This is a genomic window from Candidatus Stoquefichus sp. SB1 (assembly GCF_001244545.1).
GTDB lineage: Bacteria > Bacillota_I > Bacilli_A > Erysipelotrichales > Coprobacillaceae > Stoquefichus.
The window spans coordinates 826,109-844,251 of record NZ_LN852694.1 but is presented as its reverse complement, the minus strand read 5'-3'; the positions used below and the strand labels follow the sequence as shown (position 1 = coordinate 844,251).

Below are 18,143 nucleotides of genomic sequence, written 5' to 3'. Positions count from 1 at the left end.
AATATTGATTTTAATTTTACTAAATGATAGAATGAATCAAAAGGAAGTGATGATATGGCAACACTCAAAGATATTGCTAAACTGGCAGGTGTCTCAAGTGCTAGTGTTTCAAGAATCTTAAACAATGACCCTACGCTCAATGTCCCACTTGAAACAAAACAGCGTGTTTTTCATGCCGCACAAGAACTAGGTTATCAAAAGAAAAAAAAGAAATTCGATGACAATGTCATGAGCGTTGGAATTATCCAATGGTTTTCACCTATTCAGGAAACTGAGGATCCTTATTATTTATCGATTAGACAAGGGGTTGAAGAATTCTGTTTTCAAAATAAAATTGCTATTAAAAGAGCATTTCAAACTGATATAGATTATCTTGCTTCTTTAGAAGGGGTTGAAGGTTTAATCTGTATTGGTAAATATAGTCATGAGGATATGGATACTTTTCGAAATTTATGTCCAAATTTAATTTATTTAGATATGAATATTGATCCTATTCATGAATGTAGTATTGTCTTAGATTTTAAAAATGCAATGAAATCAGTGATTCAATATCTTTCTCAATTACAGCATCGAACAATCGGCTATTTAGGAGGACTCGAATATACTGGTCAAGAACTGTATCCTGATGTTCGTAAAAAATATTTTATACGTTTTTGTGAAGAAGAACATATTGATTTTCAAGATTATATTATAGAAGATGCTTTTTCAATAGAATCAGGCTTTAACATGATGAGTGAGCTGATTCAGAAAAATAAGATTCCTTCTGCTCTTTTTGCAGCAAGTGATCCCATTGCGATTGGTGCAATGCGTGCCTTAAATCAAAATGGTATACGGATTCCAGAAGATATTTCAATTATTGGTTTTGATAATATCAATACAGCAAATTATACCTCACCACCATTAACAACAATCTTTGCTCCAACTTTTGATATGGGATATATGGGGGCAAGAATGATATATGATGCATTTCAACGAAACGAAAATATTTCACCAGTACGTATTCAAATGCCTTGCTTCTTAATTGAACGTGAATCATGTCAAAAAAGAGACCTTTGATTAGGTCTCATTTTTGAATATAAGTATTAATATAATCGATTGTAGCATCTAATCCATTATCATGAAGATGGATCAATAAATCTTCTAACAATGCTCGTGACTGCGGATGCATAATATATGTATGCTTTCCTCTTTCATAATAGGCAAGTGGAAAAGTATCTTGATAACGTTTCCCTTGATAAGTCATGCTGGCTGCAATGCGATCACAAAACATTTCTAGGACATAACGAGTTGGCATTTTAGCAGGCGCTAATCCTTGTCGTGTAAAATCAACCCAAAATTCCCAATGATGTTTATTGCGGCCTTTATGATGAAGCCAGGCAATCGAATAGCCTTCTTCCTCACGTTGTGCTGAATTTGGAGATTTATCTCCCTGATAGTAGTGAACACCTGTTAAAAATTCACAAGGTGAATATTTTGACATATCATGTAATAAGCCTTGTTTATAAAGCCCTATGCGAAAACATAGTTGCATCACTTTTATTTTATGTTTTGTTATTGTTTTAAAATGTTGTATAGCTTTCATAATCTCACCACAAAATAGTATACACCTAATTATATTTATAGTAAATCTCTTTCTTTTTTTGAAAAGCGTGATATAATAGGTGCGGATATGCATAAGGAGGTGCGAAAATGCCTATTAAAGTTGATGTCCATACGAATATTAATGATTATGAATTGACCATTGAAAAATGTTCAGAAATCATATCCGCTTTACAAGAGACATACCAAAACTTAAGAAAAGAAATGTATAATCTTTTCTTGGGAAAAAGAAACTTAAAGAAATCTATCATTTTTGCAGTGATTTTGTTAATCTTATTTTATTTAACGAAAGATATGTTCTTTGTGTATTTAATGCCAGTTTCTGTCCTACTTGCAATGATTACATCCATTATTAGTGCAGAATATATTACTTCACAAACACGCAAACAAATTCTAGGACAATTACAGCATTACAAAGAAAAAAGAGATAGATTATTACATGACCAAAAAATCAAGGTTTAATACAACCTTGATTTTTATTTTAACAATTCTTCTAATACTTTTCTGACATTATGAGCTGCATCTTCTTGTATTTCAATAATTCTTGCCCCTCGACTCTTTGCAACTTCCCTTAAATCAACAGCAATCGCGGTGTGAAACGAACATCCAATCACCAGCAAAACATCTCCTGGCTGTAATCCATATACCATTGCATAAGCTCTTTGATAATTTGGTGCAGGATCACCATATAATACTGGCTTATTATATAAAGAATAAGCCATGTCCATTTCATCATCTTCAGGAAGTCCACCATGTAACTCTAATGCATCTGTTCCTGCTAATTGATGTAAACCATCAATATTCATCGTAATAACTGGAATATTGTATTCAGCCAAAGCAATATGTGCATCATTTGGTTTTGCACCATTCATATTGGCTTTGAGTTGTTTAATGACTTCATTATATTCTTCATGATGTGTATTAGCATAATCCCTAAATAGTTTTTCTCTGACATCTGGTCGTTCCATAAAGGTTGGAATATGAGATTGCTTAGATATTCCAGCTCCTGTAAAAGCTATTACTTTCATCTTGTCACTCTCCTATATTTATATATTATACTATAAACAGTCTTTAAAAACATATTTTTTTATAATGAATACAAAAGAAATTATCAGTATTTGTGATTTAATGATTTCTATTTTGAAAAAGTTTTTCCAATTTGGTAAAAAAAGTAGATTTTCATAATAATCATCTTATAATGAAAACAAAGAGGTGGAAATTATGGATGAGTTTTTAAGAGATATCAATACACTTATATTTAAAGAATGGATTCTTATTCAAGATCAAAAAGATTACCAGATTCATCTTGATGAACAGCAGGATAATGTTATCGTTATTCATACTGACTACAGTTATAGCCAAATCACTTTCAATCCTTTAAATATTATCGAACTCTGTGTCACAAATACAACCAATCAAGAAGTTGAATTTTACCTTCATTTTCAAATGAAAACTATGAAACATGCTATTGAATTGTTTCATGAAATGATAGAAAGTATTCTGCAATTGGTTGAAAAACCAAAGGTAAGAATATTATTAAGTTGTAGTGGTGGATTAACAACATCCTACTTTGCATCTAAATTAAATGAAGCGAGTGAACTTTTATATTTGAATTATGAAGTGAGAGCCGTTGGATACAATCAAGTATTTGATATTGGACATGATTATGATGTTATTATTCTTGCTCCACAAATTTCATACATGCATGCAAAAGCTCAGGAAATCTTTAAAAATCAAATTGTCATCAAAATTCCACCTCATATTTTTGCTAAATATGATGTTGCTCAAACATTAAATTTAATTGAAGAGGCCTTAAATAATAAACAACAAAAAGTTGAACCGGAATCTAAACCTTTGTCTTTACAAACAACAATTCATAACGATACCAAAATATTAGTCTTATCTATTTTTAGAAATAGTTTAAGAGTGCATATCGCTTATCGTATTTATGATGAAAAAAATCATATTCTATTAGATAATGAAATCATTAAACCAAAAATCACAATTCAAGATATTTATGATATTATTGATACTGCTATTCTCCACCATCCTGATATTAAAATCATTGGTGTTTCAACTCCAGGTATTATCAATGATGGTTATGTTGTTTCGGCTAATGTAGAAGGTTTAGAAGATATGGATTTCATGAATGTATTATCTTCTCGTTATAGTCAGATTCGATTTATTTTAAGCAATGATGTCAATACGGCAGCAGTAGGTTATTATGCCTCTCAAAAAGAATATCATTCACTTTCTTTCTTGTTTCAACCAACCAATCACCTTGCTGGTGCAGGAATGATTATTAAAGGACAATTGATTCGTGGAAGAGCCCATCTTGCTGGTGAGGTTCAATATCTTCCTATGTCCCTTTCAGATGATCGTCTCGCACTTGCCCGAACACCTGAAGGTGCTTTAGAATTGGTGACCATGACAATACTTTCTATTATTAGTATTATTAGTCCTCAAGTTATCGTCTTATGTTGTGTTCTTATTCCTGATGTTGAAGAACTCAAAAAAGAATTAGGACGTTATCTTCCAAAACATTATATTCCAGATATTATCAAAGTTGATATTCTACAAGAATATACATTGTTAGGGCAATTGATACTCTGTATTCAAGGACAAGATTAATGTAGCTTTCATGCTACATTTTTATTTTAAAAAATTTTATATGAATAGGGATAGAAAACGCTTACAATTGATGATATAATATATACATAAATACACATAAAGGAGATTATAATAATGAACATAAGTCAAAGAATAGAGGAGTTAAGTGATGCTAAACATAAGTTGCTACTGATTATTGGACAGCCTGGTAGCGGTAAATCAAAAATGATACGTCATTATAGTGAAGAAACAGGAATTCCAATTGTTGATCTTGATAAAATATTTATCAATACCCCAAGCGAACAACTCATGCATGAAATGAAAAATTTCCTATCAACATATCATCAAAAAGTTTTATTGCTTGATAATAAAAAAATTCTTTATGCTAAAAACAGTCAAATTGATTTGCTTGCTTTCTTAAAAGAACTCAGTGAAGATATTATTGTTGTTGCAACTTGGAATGGAAAAATTGAAGATGGTCAACTTTTCCACTTCTGTAAAGATGCACCTGAAGATTTAATCTACTCTGTAGAAAAAGAAGATTTTAAATATACATTATGCTAAAACAGGGATTCTCCCTGTTTTATTTTTTTGGTCTTTGATTTTTCAATTGCATTTCACCTAATGTTACTAATTGCTTTGTTATTTCGCCACCAATAGAACCAGCAACATCTGCTAAACATCTTCCCTGATGATCGACTCCATTAGCTATTTCATACTTCATTTCATCAATACCATCTTTAGCTTGAGGTACTAACAAACGTTTTGAATGAGAACTCACATTTTCACCTCTTTCAAGATTATTTTGCAACAACCTTGCTCTCTTTATTCAAATGAAAATTATTTTTTCTTCTCAATCTCAATCACATATGGAGCACAATTTTTATTAAGCATGCGATACGATGATACATGATACTGATGAGCATCTAAATGCTGAACATATTCATCAATGAATAAACTTTCTTTTTTCCCTTCATCATGTCCTGGATAAACAACAATAAATAAAACATACTGAACTTTTTCAATTGCTTCCTTAATAGCTGGTATTGTTGTCTCTAATGACGTTGTCACTTGATGATCACCTAAAGGTAAATATCCCAAATTAAAAATACCAATATCAAAAGACGACAAATATAAAGACATATGTTCATGTCCATCACATATAAGATGAACAGGCTTTACAAATTTTAATCTTTTCTTTGTATTGTCAATGGCAACTTGTTGGATATCAAAAGCATAAACTTCTCGACAATGTTCTTGTAAAAATGCAGTATCATGTCCATTTCCCATCGTAAAATCAACACCTATCAAATTTGATGGATAAGTTAAAATTCGCTGATGAACATATTCAACCATCGATAGCATTTTTTTCAACTCCTTTATGAATATTTATCTTATTATTTTCTATAATATAAATATGAAAAAACTATATAAAATTTTATTAACAATCTATATAACAACTTTACTTTTCACTCTTTGGTTTCATTTTCAGTATAACCTATTGGTTTCCATTATCCTTTTAGTTCCACTTTATTTTATCAAAGAAACACTATATCGCAATGAATATATTTTATATATTTATTTGACTCAAGTTCTTGGTTCAACCTGTGGTTTTTATAATCTACCCTACTATGATAAAATCATGCATTTTCTATCAGGATGTATTTTTGTCATTATTGCTTACATTCTTTTAAAACCATTGACTCAACTTCCAAAACTTTTATATGTAATGTTAAATTGTGTAGAAACAGCCATTGCTTTTTTATGGGAAGTTTTTGAATATTCTGGTTTACTATTGTTTAATTATGATGCTTCTCGTCATTATACAACAGGTGTTCATGATACCATGCAGGATATGATTTTTTCTTTTCTGGCAGGTCTGCTGATGACCTACATTATTTATAAATATCCATCGTACATTGATAGTCTTTATAAATCACAACCAGATAACCTTGCTGAAGTTTCTCAACAAGAGCATATCTAAAGAGTGTTTCTTGTGAAAGATGATATTGATCAACTAAATATCTGATAACAAGTTTTCTTTGTTGAGGAGATAGGGTTGGCTGATACCATCTTTTTGGTTTGACTTTAAATTGACATAAATAATCCTGAATTAAAAGATCATGATATTTTGTACCTAAATAAGAATCTAAATACATAAATAATTCATCTAATTGATAGCCTATTTTTTTATAATGCTGTTGTTGATAAAAACAAGCTAACTGATAGAAAAAATCAAATGCTGAGGATTGATGGTCCATAATAGCATTCATAGTTCTCACAAATCGACCACTATTCCAATATTTTTCAAGCATATCCTCAGCCATATGAATTTTCATGACATCAGTTTGTGATAACCAATGATTTTCAATCATTTCATAAGGTGGTTCATTTTGATATTGATAACCATACTCTAAAGCATCATTTCTTAAAGATGTACCACGTAATAGTTTTAAAAAACCAAGTTGTAATTCTTTTGCTCGAAATGCAAAAACATCATCAAACGACTTTGCAAAACGTTCAAAAGATTCATAAGGAAGTCCAGCAATTAAATCTAAGTGTAAATCACATTTTCCATCTGCCATGAGCTGTTGAACCACTTCACTTAATCGTTCAAAGTTTTGAATACGTTTAACCGCTTGATTGGTTGGTTCATAAGTTGATTGAATGCCGACTTCAAATCTGAGTAAACCTTCAGGTGCATGCATTTTAATAAAATCAATAATATTCTGGTTAAGCACATCAGCATTAATTTCAAATTGAAACTGTTGCCCAGGCTGATGATTCTTAAAAATATAATCTAATATCATGATTGCATGTTTTGCATTTGCATTAAAACTACGATCTAAGAATTTAATTGTTTTCGCTCCACTATGACAAATGATATCAAGTTGCTTTTTTAAATAATCTTCACTAAAAAATCTCAGTCCCTGTTCCAATGATGATAAGCAATACTGACACTGAAAAGGACATCCTCGACTTGATTCAAAATACAAAATACGTTTTGACATATTCTTTTGATCTTGTTGAAGATTATAGGGTGAATCTAAACTTTCCACATATGCTAAATCAACAGTTGCAATGATTGATGAAATATGCTGATGATAACTCACACCTGGAATATCCACTGTTTCATGATTTTCAATTGCCTTTAACAGCATTGGAAAAACCTTTTCCCCTTCTCCACTAATTACATAGTCAATATCTGTCGTTTCTAAAAAATATTGTGGTTCATAAGTGACTTCTGGACCACCTAAAATAATAATCATTTCAGGTTTTTGTTTTTTTATCATTTGACATAATTTTTGGATATATTCAATATTCCAAATATAACAGGAAAAAGCCAAAATCTGAATATTCATAGAAAGAATATCTGAAACAATATGTTCTAAAGAATCTTTAATAGTATATTCTTTAAAATCAATATCAAAATCTTTATAGCTTGCTACATATAATAATCGTAATGATAAAGATGTATGAATAAATTTTGAATTTAAAGTCGTAATCAGTGTTTTCATACTTTCCTCCTAAAAATAATCTAGGGATATCCCTAGATTATTTATTTTCTTTAATATTTGGAATAACGCCTTCATATAAGCAATATTCTTCTAACAACCAATGATTGTCATGAATCTTTTGGGCAGCCTCTTTTCCAACATATCGAAAATGCCATGGTTCATTACCAATTCCTGTAATAGCTGATTGAGCTAATGGAAAACGCAAGATAAAGCCAAAACGATAAGCATTTTTTTCGACCCATTTTCCTTCTTCACTATCACCAAAGACAGCAACATCACCTTTCGCCTTTTTTTGAATGACACTCGTACTTGTTAAATCAACACTTAATCCTGTCTGATGTTCACTTGCTCCAGGTAATGCAACTAAACTTGCTGCTGTCACTTCATCATATCTTTTAAAATAATCATCATAAGTTTTCTTTTGATCTGCGTATGAACGATAAGCACTATTGATAACTAAATTATATCCTAATCCCTTAGCCTCATTATACATTTCTTCTAATGCTTCAGCTGCTTCTTTTCGCATCATTGAATTGTCACAGTCAGGTGCAACAGGAATATTTGGCTTCACAAGATCAGACGGAACATATGAATCTGCTAACTGAAAACCTTTTTTCACCAAAGTTAAAATATCATCTGGATTTTGAATAGTATATGTTTGAGTTGCTTTGTTCTCTGAAATAATAAATGGATATGTTGTAATTAAAACAGCATAATTATAATTTTTCTTCTCAGCATAAACCTGCATATACTTTTCCATATCTGTTAATACATATCCTTTAACTTGCATATATGGTTGAATTTGACTATATGTATATTGTTTGTCTAATAAATATTTTAAATCACTAGCACTTGCTGTTTTTAAAAGTTGCCAGATTTGATCATTGGTATAACCTAATCCCGTTAATTGAGGAACATAATTATTAAAAATATCATCAACTGTTGTCACAACAACTTTCACTTTTAAATCTTTATGAATAGAAAAGTATTTTTCATATTCGTCATAGTATTCTACATTTTGACTCGTAGCAATCCAATCTTCAATGTGGCTCATTTTGTCATGTGATAAAATTTCATCTATCTGTTTTCCATCTAAAGCTAAAATTTCATTTTGTTGTGAAAAAGAATAGCCTTTAAATAATAACTTTAAGCGACTCAAATTAAACCAAACCAGCGCTCCTATAATCAAAGCGACCACTACACCAATAATCGCAATTCTATCCCAACGTATTCTCTTTCTTCGTGAAGATGAATACGAACTATAATATGTATATCTTCTACCTTTATTAAATCTCATACCCTACCTCTTTTCTTTGCCCTTATAGTTTATCATATTCATTTCTATAATTCTACATTTTACACAAAAATTAAATGATTATTATCAAGTTGCTATCATTATTTTATTGCATTATTTTACTAATTATGTTATTTTAAATGATGTATATAAAGGAGGTCTCTCTATGCATTTTGTCATATGTGCTTTTATTGCACTGATTTGTTTAATCACTGCAATTTTATTTACAGAAGTTTTCCCTAAATGGTTTAAAGTCATTTTAGGACTTATTGGTGGTGCCACTTCTGGATATGCAATTGCTATTTTGATTAGAAAAATAGCTGAGTGGACAAAAGCGTTCGCTAAACCAGAATTATGGACAACAACTGGTATCTGTATAGCTGTAATGCTTGTGATCATTGTTGTTGTCGTTATGATAATCAAGAAAAAGAAAAAAGCTTAGATCAAGAGGAAGATATAAATTGTACCCTGTTAACAGGGTCTTTTCTTTTATTTTTAAAAAAATTAAATCAATTTCAATACTTCTTTTCTTTTTAGAAGATATTGATTAAAATAAATATAAAGAAGGTGATAATATATGCAATTAGAAAGTCTTATCAATCAAAATTATTCTCAATTAAATGAAAATGATAAACTTGTCGCAAAACAAATCATTATTCATCAACAAGAATATGCTTATCTAACATGTGAAAAAATAGCAGAAGAATGCCATATTTCTAGAGCAACTCTCCTTCGTCTATGTCGTAAAATTGGCTTGAGTTCTTTCTCAGATTTAAAATATTTATTAAAAACAGAATCCAAAAAACAGATAGATAATCACTATGATTTTCATGATATTTGTATGAATTATCAAATGCTGATTAATGAATTACAAAAGTTATCATTTGATTCGGTTTGTAAAACAATCCATCAGGCATCAACCATTTATATATATGGAACTGGCAATGAACAAAAAAGTATTGCTCAAGAAATGAAAAGAATTTTTTTATCAGTCAACAAATGTGTCATCGATTTATTTGATGCAGGAGAAGTGGAATTTTTGAAACATGTCTTTAATAAAACGGATCTCTTTATTATCATTTCACTTTCAGGTGAGACGCCAGAAGGAATAGACATTATTAATAATATCCATCCTTACATTCATACTCTCTCTATGACAAGATTAGATAATAATACGATTGCTACACTTTGTGAACAAAATTTATATGTTGCAACTCAAAAGTTAAATTCACATCATTTTGCGGCATATGAAGTTGTAGGGGCATTTTATGCATTATTAGATTTATTATTTGTCAATTACATTGAGTACCAAAGGAGACTATCATGAAATTAGAAGAACTGATGAATCAATATTATGAAACTCTTAGTGCCAATGAAAAATATATTTGTGAATCAATACTTAATCATAAAAATGATTGTATAAAGCTTTCAATAGATGAATTTGCCTGTAAATACCATGTCTCAACAAGTGCCCTTTCACGATTTGCCCAAAAATTAAAATTGCCTGGCTATAGTGAATTAAGAACAATGCTAAGATTAAATGACTCTCTTTCAATCAATGATTCTCAAAATGTTGAACATATGATGAATTGTTATAAAGGAGTTATTGATTATATCGATCAAAAAGATTGTATGAGTCTGTTTGAAAAAATGTCTCAGGTCAACCGGATTATTGTTTTTGGCGAAGGCTATACACAAGGTCGCGCCGCAAAGGAAATGAAAAGAATATTCTTACCTTTAGGTATACAAATATATGATATTTATGGATATGATATGATTGAGTCATTAAAAACATTTGTACAACCAGATGATATGATCTTCTTTATTTCTTTTCATGGCAATGCACAAGAAGTCATTGATTTAGCAATATTTATGAAAATGAAAGGAATTTATACTGTTTCTATGACAAAGATGGTCAGTAATAAGCTTTCTCAAATATGTGATGAAAATCTTTATATCCAGTCATTATCATTGCCTATTGATCATAATCGAAATTATGAAATTACAACGCCTTATTTTATTCTTATAGAATTGTTATTTATTAAATATAAAATGTATAATGAAATGTGAACATTTTCCCATAAATTGAAAATTCGTGCGATATATGCACATCATTTTTAAAAGGCTTCGATATATTGAAGTCTTTTTTTGTGCATGTTATGATGACTTTGCTAGCAAGGAAGGAAGATGGAATTGTATAAATTACTATTATTAGATATAGATGGAACAATTCGTGATGAAAGTTATGGAATTCCTGATTCACTTAAAGAAGCTGTTCATTTATGTCAACAAAATAAATGCCAGGTTGTGATATGTACAGGAAGAAGTATGGGAACGATTCAAGATGATGTATTATCTTTAAAGTGTGATGGATACATTGCTGGAGGTGGAAATTATATCCAGTATCAAGATCACATACTCTTTCAACAGACTTTTGACTTGAATATGACAAAGAACGTCGTTTCCTTTTTAAAAGAACAGCCCGTAGCCTTTGCAATTGAAAGTCAGGAAAAAGTCTATATGAACCAATTAGCTAAAGACATATTAGAATCTATGAATCAAAAGAAAATCAATCATCAAAATATCAACAAACAATTTATTCAAGAAAAAATTATCTATGAAAATAATATTGATTTGTTTGACCAACAAATGATTCATAAAATATGCCTTTGGTCTCATCCTAAAATTTATCAGGAAGTCAAATCCTTATTAAAGGATGAATTAGAATTAGCACAAAGTGATCAATATATGGATATGTATTATTATGAAATCATACCTCAAGGGTGTCATAAAGGAAATGCTGTTATCAAATTACAACATTATTTAGGAATCTCAAAAGAAGAAACAATCTGTTTTGGTGATGGACTCAATGATATTAAGATGTTTGAAGAGTCAGGTTTAGCAGTTGCAATGAAGAAAAGTCATTCATCTTTAAAAGCAGTATCAGATGCAGTTTGTGAAGATATTTTTGATGATGGAATATATAAAGAACTGAAAAGAAGAAAGGTTATATAGGTGAAATATAATGAAAAAATGGTGGCAAAAAGAAGTTGTTTATCAGATTTATCCCAAAAGTTTTCAGGATAGCAATCATGATGGTATAGGTGATTTACAGGGAATCATTTCACGCTTGGATTATTTACAAAATTTAGGTGTGACAATGTTATGGCTATGTCCAATTTTTCAATCTCCAATGGATGATAATGGATATGACATTAGTGATTATTTAAGTGTTGCTAAAGAGTTTGGAACTATGGAAGATTTAAAAGAACTGATTGATGAAAGCAAAAAAAGAAATATGAAGATTATTCTAGACTTAGTACTAAATCATACAAGTGATGAGCATCGTTGGTTTCAAGAAGCATTAAAAAATCCAGATAGTCCATATCATGATTATTATATCTTTAAAACAGGACAAGAGATTCCTAATAATTGGCGTTCAGTTTTTGGTGGAAGTGTTTGGGAAAAAGTTGAAAATCGTGATGAATATTATTTCCATTCCTTTGGGAAGAAACAACCTGATTTAAATTGGGAAAATCCACAATTACGAAAAGAACTTTATCAAATGATTAACCAATGGACACAAATGGGAATTGCTGGTTTTAGAGTTGATGCAATCACATTTATAAAAAAAGATCTAAGTTTTCAAAGTCAAGAAAGTGATGGTGTTGATGGTCTTGTCAAATGTACAAAAACAGTGAGAAATCAACCTGGAATTGAAGTTTTATTAAAAGAATTAAAGGAACAGACTTTTCAAAAAAGTGACTGTATGACAGTTGCTGAAGCAGCTGGATTGCATTATGATCAGCTTGATGATTTTATTGGTGAAAATGGTTTCTTTTCAATGATTTTTGATTTTAAACATGCTGATTTAGATATTGCCTCAGGAAGCGAATGGTTCAAAAGAATACCATGGACCATTGAAGATTTAAAAAATCGTATATTAGATAGTCAAATGTATGTTCAAAAAAGTGGTTGGGCTGCTAACTTTATAGAAAATCATGATCAACCTAGAGCAACCACAAAATATCTTGGGCAATATGATAGACATTCAGATGCTGTCAAAATGTTAGGAGCGATGTATTTCTTTTTAAGAGGAACACCATTTATATATCAGGGACAAGAACTTGGTATGACAAATTTTAAACGAACTGATATTTCTGATTTTAATGATTTATCAAGCATTGATCAATATCATCGTTCGATTGAAGAAGGCTATAGTGCAGCTGAAGCTTTAGAATTTGTAAACTTAAGAAGCCGTGATAATGCAAGAACCCCTTTTCCATGGACTCATGAAAAATATGCAGGTTTTTCAGATCATTTGCCTTGGTTAAAACTGATTGATAATTATCAGGATATTAATGCTCAAAATCAAGTTGAAAATGCCGATAGTGTTTATTGTTTTTATCAAAAAATGATTAAACTCCGTCAAAAGAGTCAGTATTCTGATTGTTTGATTTATGGAAAAATTGAACCGATTGAAACACAAAATAAAGATATTATTGCTTATCGAAGAAGCTATAATGATGAGATTATTGATTGTTATTATAATTTTACAAATCTGTATCGAAAAGAACCTAAAAAACATAATTATGATGTGATATTGAATAATTTAAATCAGATTGAATGGGATGATGAAATTCATTTGGCACCATTTCAAGCAATTTTATTAAAAGTAAGGGGAGAATAAAATGGATAAATATACACAAATAGCAAAACAAATTATAGAAGTCATTGGAAAAGAAAATATATTGTCAGTGACACATTGTGCAACAAGATTAAGAGTGATGGTTAAAGATAGAGATGCCATCGATGATAAGCAAGTGGAAAACATTGATGAAGTGAAAGGTGTTTTCTTTACCTCTGGTCAATATCAGATTATTTTAGGAACTGGGATTGTCAATAAAGTCTATGCTGAAGTTGAAAAGATGGGGTTAAAGACTTTATCTAAAAAAGAACAAGATGAAATTGTCAAAGACAATGAAAAAGGAATGAAAAAAATCATGCGTATTTTAGCTGATATCTTTGTTCCAATTATCCCTGTCATTGCTGCAACCGGATTATTTTTAGGATTAAAAGGATGTTTGTTTAATGACAGTGTGCTCTCTTTGTTTGGCATGTCTGCAGCAGATATTCCAGTCTATGTGACAACACTTGTCTCTGTTTTAACGGAAACGGCGTTTGCCTTTTTACCTGCTATTATTGTTTGGTCAGCCTTTAAGGTGTTTGGGGGAACACCTGTCATTGGATTGGTCATTGGATTAATGCTTGTTTCACCCATTTTACCAAACGCTTATTCTGTCGCTGATCCTAATAGTGGTGTTGATGCAATTATGGCATTTGGTTTTATTCCGATTGTTGGCTGTCAAGGAAGTGTTTTAACGGCTATTGTGACTGCACTTATTGGTGCAAACATTGAAAAATGGTTTCGTCAGCACATGCCTAATGTTTTAGATTTAATCTTTACACCTTTCTTTGTTATGTTAATCACAATGCTTGTTATTTTATTAGGTGTTGGTCCAATAATGCATACTATAGAATTAAAGATGGTTGATATTATCCGTTTATTAATCGATTTACCATTTGGATTAGGTGGCTTCTTAATCGGTTTTACTTATCCATTAACCGTTATTACAGGATTACATCATACTTATGTGATGATTGAAACGTCTTTACTAGCAAATACTGGATTTAATGCTTTGATAACACTATGTGCTATGTATGGTTTTGCAAACTTAGGAACATGCTTGGCATTTATCAAAAAATCTAAAATTCAAAAAGTCAAACAAACAGCGATTGGCGCTATGTTATCACAATTATTTGGAATTAGTGAACCTGTTTTATTTGGGATTCAATTACGATATAACTTAAAACCACTCATTATTATGTGTTTATCTTCTGGTTTAGGTGCTGCCCTTTTATCTATTTTTCATATTCAATCTAACTCATATGGTTTAGCAGTTTTACCATCATATCTGATGTATATTTATGAAGGATACCAATTACTTATTTATTTCTTTGTTTCTATTTTTGTTGTTGCATTTTGCTTTATTGTGACTTACTTATTTGGGATTCCAAAAGAAGCTATTGTTGAAAACATGAACGAAATAAATGTTTCCAATGAAAAATTCATTTCACCTGCACAAGGACAGATTATCGCTTTAGAAGATGTCCCTGATGAAACTTTCGCAAAAAAACTATTAGGTGATGGTTTTGCAATTGATATTACAGATGGAAAAATTGTAGCACCCATATCAGGTTATTTAGAAACTGTATTCCCTAGTGGTCATGCATTTGGTATTCATAATGAAAAAGGTGAAGTTCTTATTCATGTTGGCATTGATACTGTAGCATTAAATGGTGAAGGATTTGATGTCATGGTGAAACAAGGTGATATGGTCAAGCAAGGAGATGTCTTGGTTTATGTTGATCTAGAGAAAATACATGCTCAAGGAAAATCAACAATGACTATGGTTCTCTTTACTGATGGGCAAGCCGTTCATCTTTTAGATAATGGAAAACATATCAATACTGGAGAATTGTTAAATTTCCAATAACTCTCCTTACTTATCATAAAACTATATCTCATTTTCTCCTTAACAGAATAATCTGTAGAAGAATTTGATTTATAGTTTTTTTAGAATAAATTCAAATATTGTTTCATTAAAACATGTAAAAATTTTATCGATGTTAAGTGACTGTTTATATTTTAAATAACAAAAAAAGATGATTTATAGAAATCATCTTTAAATAATCTTCGTTGAACATTCTTCTAAATTAATGACCTTATCAACAATTGGCAGATAAAAATCCGGTTCATGGCTGACAAGAATAACAGCCCCTTTGAATGCTTTTAAAGCGTCTTGTAATGATTCTTTAGCATCAACATCTAAATGATTCGTAGGCTCATCAAGTACCAAAACATTTGCTTCACGATTCATAATCTTACATAGCCTTGCCTTGGCATTTTCTCCACCTGATAAGACCATCATCAGCGATTCAATATGATCTGTTGTTAAACCACATTTTGCTAACATACCACGAATCTCACCATTTGTACGATCAGGAAACTCATCCCAGATATAATCAAGAGCTGTTTTTTTCAATGCTGCTTCTTCTTGTTTGAAAAAGCCAATTTCTACAAACTGATCTTTAATAACTGTCCCACTATAGGGTTTAAGCATTCCAATGAGCGTTTTTAATAAAGTCGTTTTCCCTAATCCATTGACCCCTTTAATTGCCACTTTTTGAGAACGCTCAAAAATGATATTCATAGGTTGAGTTAAAGGTGAATCATAACCAATCACGAGATCCTGACATTCAAATAAAACTTTACCTGGTGTTCTGGCTTCTAAGAAAGAAAAAGTAGGTTTGATTTTTTCTTTTGGTTTGTTGATAATATCCATTTTATCTAATTTCTTCTGTCTTGAATGAGCCATATTACGCGTTGCAACTCGAGCTTTATTTCTCGCAATAAAATCTTCTAATTCAGCAATTTCTTTTTGTTGTTTCTGATATGCATTTTCCTGTTGTTTTTTCTTTAATTCAGATTGTTGTAAATAATAATCATAATCCCCTTTGTATCTTGTTAGTTCTCCATTATCCAAATGATAAATGACATTAATGACTTGATTTAAAAAGGTTGTATCATGACTGACTAATATAAAAGCATTTTCATATTGAATTAAGAAATTTGTTAACCATTGAATATGATGTTCATCTAAATAGTTGGTTGGTTCATCTAAAATAAGAATCATAGGATTTTCTAATAATAATTTTGTTAATAAAACTTTAGAACGTTGACCACCTGATAATTCATCAACTTTTTTATCCAGTCCTATTTCATTTAATCCTAAACCACCAGCAATCTCTTTGATCTTAACATCAATTGTGTAAAAACCACCATGTTCCAATATATCTTGTATTTCTCCCACATCTTCCATAAGTTGTGTCATTTTCTTGGCATCAGCAGTTGACATCTCTTCATATAGTGACAACATTTCTTGTTCTAAATCAAAATAATGTTGAAAAGCATTTTGTAAGACTTCATAGATTGTTTGTCCAGGCTGTAAGGTTGTATGTTGATCTAAATAGCCTGTTGTAATTCTTTTACACCATTCAATTTTCCCTTCATCAGGTGTTAATTTCCCTGTAATTATATTTAAAAAAGTCGTTTTTCCTTCTCCATTGGCCCCTACAAGCCCAATATGTTCACCATTAAGTAAACGAAAACTTGCATCTTCTAATATTGTTCTTCCACCAAAATCATGACTCACATGTTCAACATTTAGTATACTCATAAAATCCCTCTTTTCTCATAAGAAAAGGAAGTCATTTCTTCCTTTAAAGTACTTCTATTATACAATAATGATTCTTAATTTCAATCATTTCTTTATGAATCATAAATCACTATTTTATTGATAAGAAAACATAAGGAACTAATGTCCCCTATGCTTTTCTTTTTTCTTTTGTTGTTTCAAAACAAACTTCATTTGTTTTTCTTTTTCTAAACGTTTTTTTCGTTCAACAAGATGTTCTTGTTTAGAAACTTCATACTGCATTTTTAATGCAATCTGAGATTTTGTTCCTACACCTTGTTGCTGAAGTTGTTTTTTAACATCTCGTTGCAAACGTTTATAAGAAATATGTTTTGGTTTGTTTTTGACTTCAACAGCTGGACTTAATTTCAATTGACAAAATTGATTATAGATTGCTTGAAGAATGTCTTCATTCATAGGTTCTTTGCCAAATATAATACGGCTGACCTGTAGTTGAGATTGATCAACCAACTCAAACATTCCCATCCAAAATGGATTTTCAAAATATACAGTCAATTGCAATGATATTTTATCCATAATATTCCCTCCTTTGTACTAGTATTTCACAAAGAACGGACGACCAAGGAGGAAGGTTACTGACTGCAAGCAGTGATCCGACTACCAACGGATTCTCAATGTGTTTTTATCTTTGCTTTTTTATTATACACAGGAAAGGAAATGGTTTTCAATCATTTTCAACATTTCAATTCAACTATTTATATACAATATTATATCTTCGTTAAGTTATATGAAGACTTTAGATATTGAAATCATCATTGACAATCATAAATTTGAATATCCTTT

General features: G+C 30.5%; 19 protein-coding genes. 11 read left to right on the top strand and 8 right to left on the bottom strand.

All coding sequences use genetic code 11. The features are described from left to right. Positions 1-54 precede the first annotated feature (54 nt). Entirely contained in the window at positions 55-1,056 is a 1,002-nt protein-coding gene (locus tag BN1865_RS07820) for a LacI family DNA-binding transcriptional regulator (protein WP_050636685.1), read from the top strand. Between the two features lie 7 nt (positions 1,057-1,063). Here BN1865_RS07820 and BN1865_RS07815 read toward each other — a convergent pair whose 3' ends face one another. Then, positions 1,064-1,582, bottom strand: coding sequence for a DUF5662 family protein (locus tag BN1865_RS07815; protein ID WP_050636684.1), 519 nt, complete (start codon positions 1,580-1,582; stop codon positions 1,064-1,066). 107 nt (positions 1,583-1,689) lie between these two features. Between BN1865_RS07815 and BN1865_RS07810 the strand changes: the two genes are divergently transcribed. Further along, complete coding sequence (locus BN1865_RS07810; protein WP_050636683.1) at positions 1,690-2,061, top strand: hypothetical protein; 372 nt, start codon at positions 1,690-1,692, stop codon at positions 2,059-2,061. Positions 2,062-2,075: 14 nt separating this feature from the next. On the opposite strand, the gene BN1865_RS07805 is transcribed toward BN1865_RS07810, so the two are convergent. Further along, entirely contained in the window at positions 2,076-2,627 is a 552-nt protein-coding gene (locus tag BN1865_RS07805; protein WP_050636682.1) for a Sir2 family NAD-dependent protein deacetylase, read from the bottom strand. Positions 2,628-2,820: 193 nt separating this feature from the next. Between BN1865_RS07805 and BN1865_RS07800 the strand changes: the two genes are divergently transcribed. Beyond that, on the top strand, positions 2,821-4,230 hold the full coding sequence (locus BN1865_RS07800) for an ROK family protein (protein WP_050636681.1): 1,410 nt from the start codon (positions 2,821-2,823) through the stop codon (positions 4,228-4,230). Positions 4,231-4,344: 114 nt separating this feature from the next. Next, positions 4,345-4,773, top strand: coding sequence for a BREX-3 system P-loop-containing protein BrxF (brxF, locus tag BN1865_RS07795; protein WP_050636680.1), 429 nt, complete (start codon positions 4,345-4,347; stop codon positions 4,771-4,773). A 19-nt stretch (positions 4,774-4,792) separates the two neighbouring features. On the opposite strand, the gene BN1865_RS07790 is transcribed toward brxF, so the two are convergent. Then, a complete protein-coding gene (locus tag BN1865_RS07790; protein WP_050636770.1) occupies positions 4,793-4,990 on the bottom strand; it encodes an alpha/beta-type small acid-soluble spore protein in 198 nt (65 codons plus the stop codon). A 59-nt stretch (positions 4,991-5,049) separates the two neighbouring features. Further along, the gene (locus tag BN1865_RS07785; RefSeq protein WP_050636679.1) at positions 5,050-5,574 is read right to left on the bottom strand and encodes a tRNA 5-(aminomethyl)-2-thiouridylate-methyltransferase MnmM; all 525 of its coding nucleotides are present in this window, start codon (positions 5,572-5,574) and stop codon (positions 5,050-5,052) included. A gap of 52 nt (positions 5,575-5,626) precedes the next feature. On the opposite strand from BN1865_RS07785, the gene BN1865_RS17975 reads away from it, so the two are divergent. Next, positions 5,627-6,193, top strand: coding sequence for a DUF2238 domain-containing protein (locus BN1865_RS17975; protein WP_157844107.1), 567 nt, complete (start codon positions 5,627-5,629; stop codon positions 6,191-6,193). On the opposite strand, the gene BN1865_RS07780 is transcribed toward BN1865_RS17975, so the two are convergent. Together BN1865_RS07780 and BN1865_RS07775 are read right to left on the bottom strand one after the other, a co-directional pair. Next, positions 6,105-7,727 (bottom strand): B12-binding domain-containing radical SAM protein, encoded by a 1,623-nt coding sequence (locus BN1865_RS07780; protein ID WP_050636678.1) that lies wholly within the window; start codon positions 7,725-7,727, stop codon positions 6,105-6,107. The genes BN1865_RS17975 and BN1865_RS07780 overlap by 89 nt on opposite strands. Before the next feature lie 37 nt (positions 7,728-7,764). Next, complete coding sequence (locus BN1865_RS07775) at positions 7,765-9,024, bottom strand: M15 family metallopeptidase (RefSeq protein ID WP_050636677.1); 1,260 nt, start codon at positions 9,022-9,024, stop codon at positions 7,765-7,767. A gap of 163 nt (positions 9,025-9,187) precedes the next feature. Here BN1865_RS07775 and BN1865_RS07770 point away from each other — a divergent pair, with 163 nt between their 5' ends. The 6 genes from BN1865_RS07770 (at position 9,188) to BN1865_RS07745 (ending at position 15,578) form a co-directional block, all read left to right on the top strand. Continuing rightward, entirely contained in the window at positions 9,188-9,463 is a 276-nt protein-coding gene (locus BN1865_RS07770) for a hypothetical protein (RefSeq protein ID WP_050636676.1), read from the top strand. Positions 9,464-9,598: 135 nt separating this feature from the next. Then, positions 9,599-10,348: a MurR/RpiR family transcriptional regulator gene (locus BN1865_RS07765; RefSeq protein WP_050636675.1), complete on the top strand. Its 750-nt coding sequence runs from the start codon at positions 9,599-9,601 to the stop codon at positions 10,346-10,348. Next, the gene (locus BN1865_RS07760; protein WP_050636674.1) at positions 10,345-11,091 is read left to right on the top strand and encodes a MurR/RpiR family transcriptional regulator; all 747 of its coding nucleotides are present in this window, start codon (positions 10,345-10,347) and stop codon (positions 11,089-11,091) included. The genes BN1865_RS07765 and BN1865_RS07760 overlap by 4 nt, the downstream gene beginning before the upstream one ends. Positions 11,092-11,208: 117 nt before the next feature. Further along, positions 11,209-12,036, top strand: a complete 828-nt coding sequence (locus BN1865_RS07755) for a Cof-type HAD-IIB family hydrolase (RefSeq protein ID WP_198527254.1) — start codon at positions 11,209-11,211, stop codon at positions 12,034-12,036. Positions 12,037-12,046: 10 nt separating this feature from the next. Next, a complete protein-coding gene (locus tag BN1865_RS07750) occupies positions 12,047-13,711 on the top strand; it encodes a glycoside hydrolase family 13 protein (RefSeq protein WP_082189927.1) in 1,665 nt (554 codons plus the stop codon). A gap of 1 nt (position 13,712) precedes the next feature. After that, a complete protein-coding gene (locus BN1865_RS07745; RefSeq protein ID WP_050636672.1) occupies positions 13,713-15,578 on the top strand; it encodes a PTS beta-glucoside transporter subunit IIBCA in 1,866 nt (621 codons plus the stop codon). Positions 15,579-15,767: 189 nt separating this feature from the next. Here BN1865_RS07745 and BN1865_RS07740 read toward each other — a convergent pair whose 3' ends face one another. Both BN1865_RS07740 and BN1865_RS07735 read right to left on the bottom strand, forming a co-directional pair. Further along, positions 15,768-17,321 (bottom strand): ABC-F family ATP-binding cassette domain-containing protein, encoded by a 1,554-nt coding sequence (locus BN1865_RS07740; protein WP_050636671.1) that lies wholly within the window; start codon positions 17,319-17,321, stop codon positions 15,768-15,770. A 138-nt stretch (positions 17,322-17,459) separates the two neighbouring features. Then, the gene (locus tag BN1865_RS07735; protein WP_050636670.1) at positions 17,460-17,876 is read right to left on the bottom strand and encodes a YjdF family protein; all 417 of its coding nucleotides are present in this window, start codon (positions 17,874-17,876) and stop codon (positions 17,460-17,462) included. Positions 17,877-18,143 lie beyond the last annotated feature (267 nt).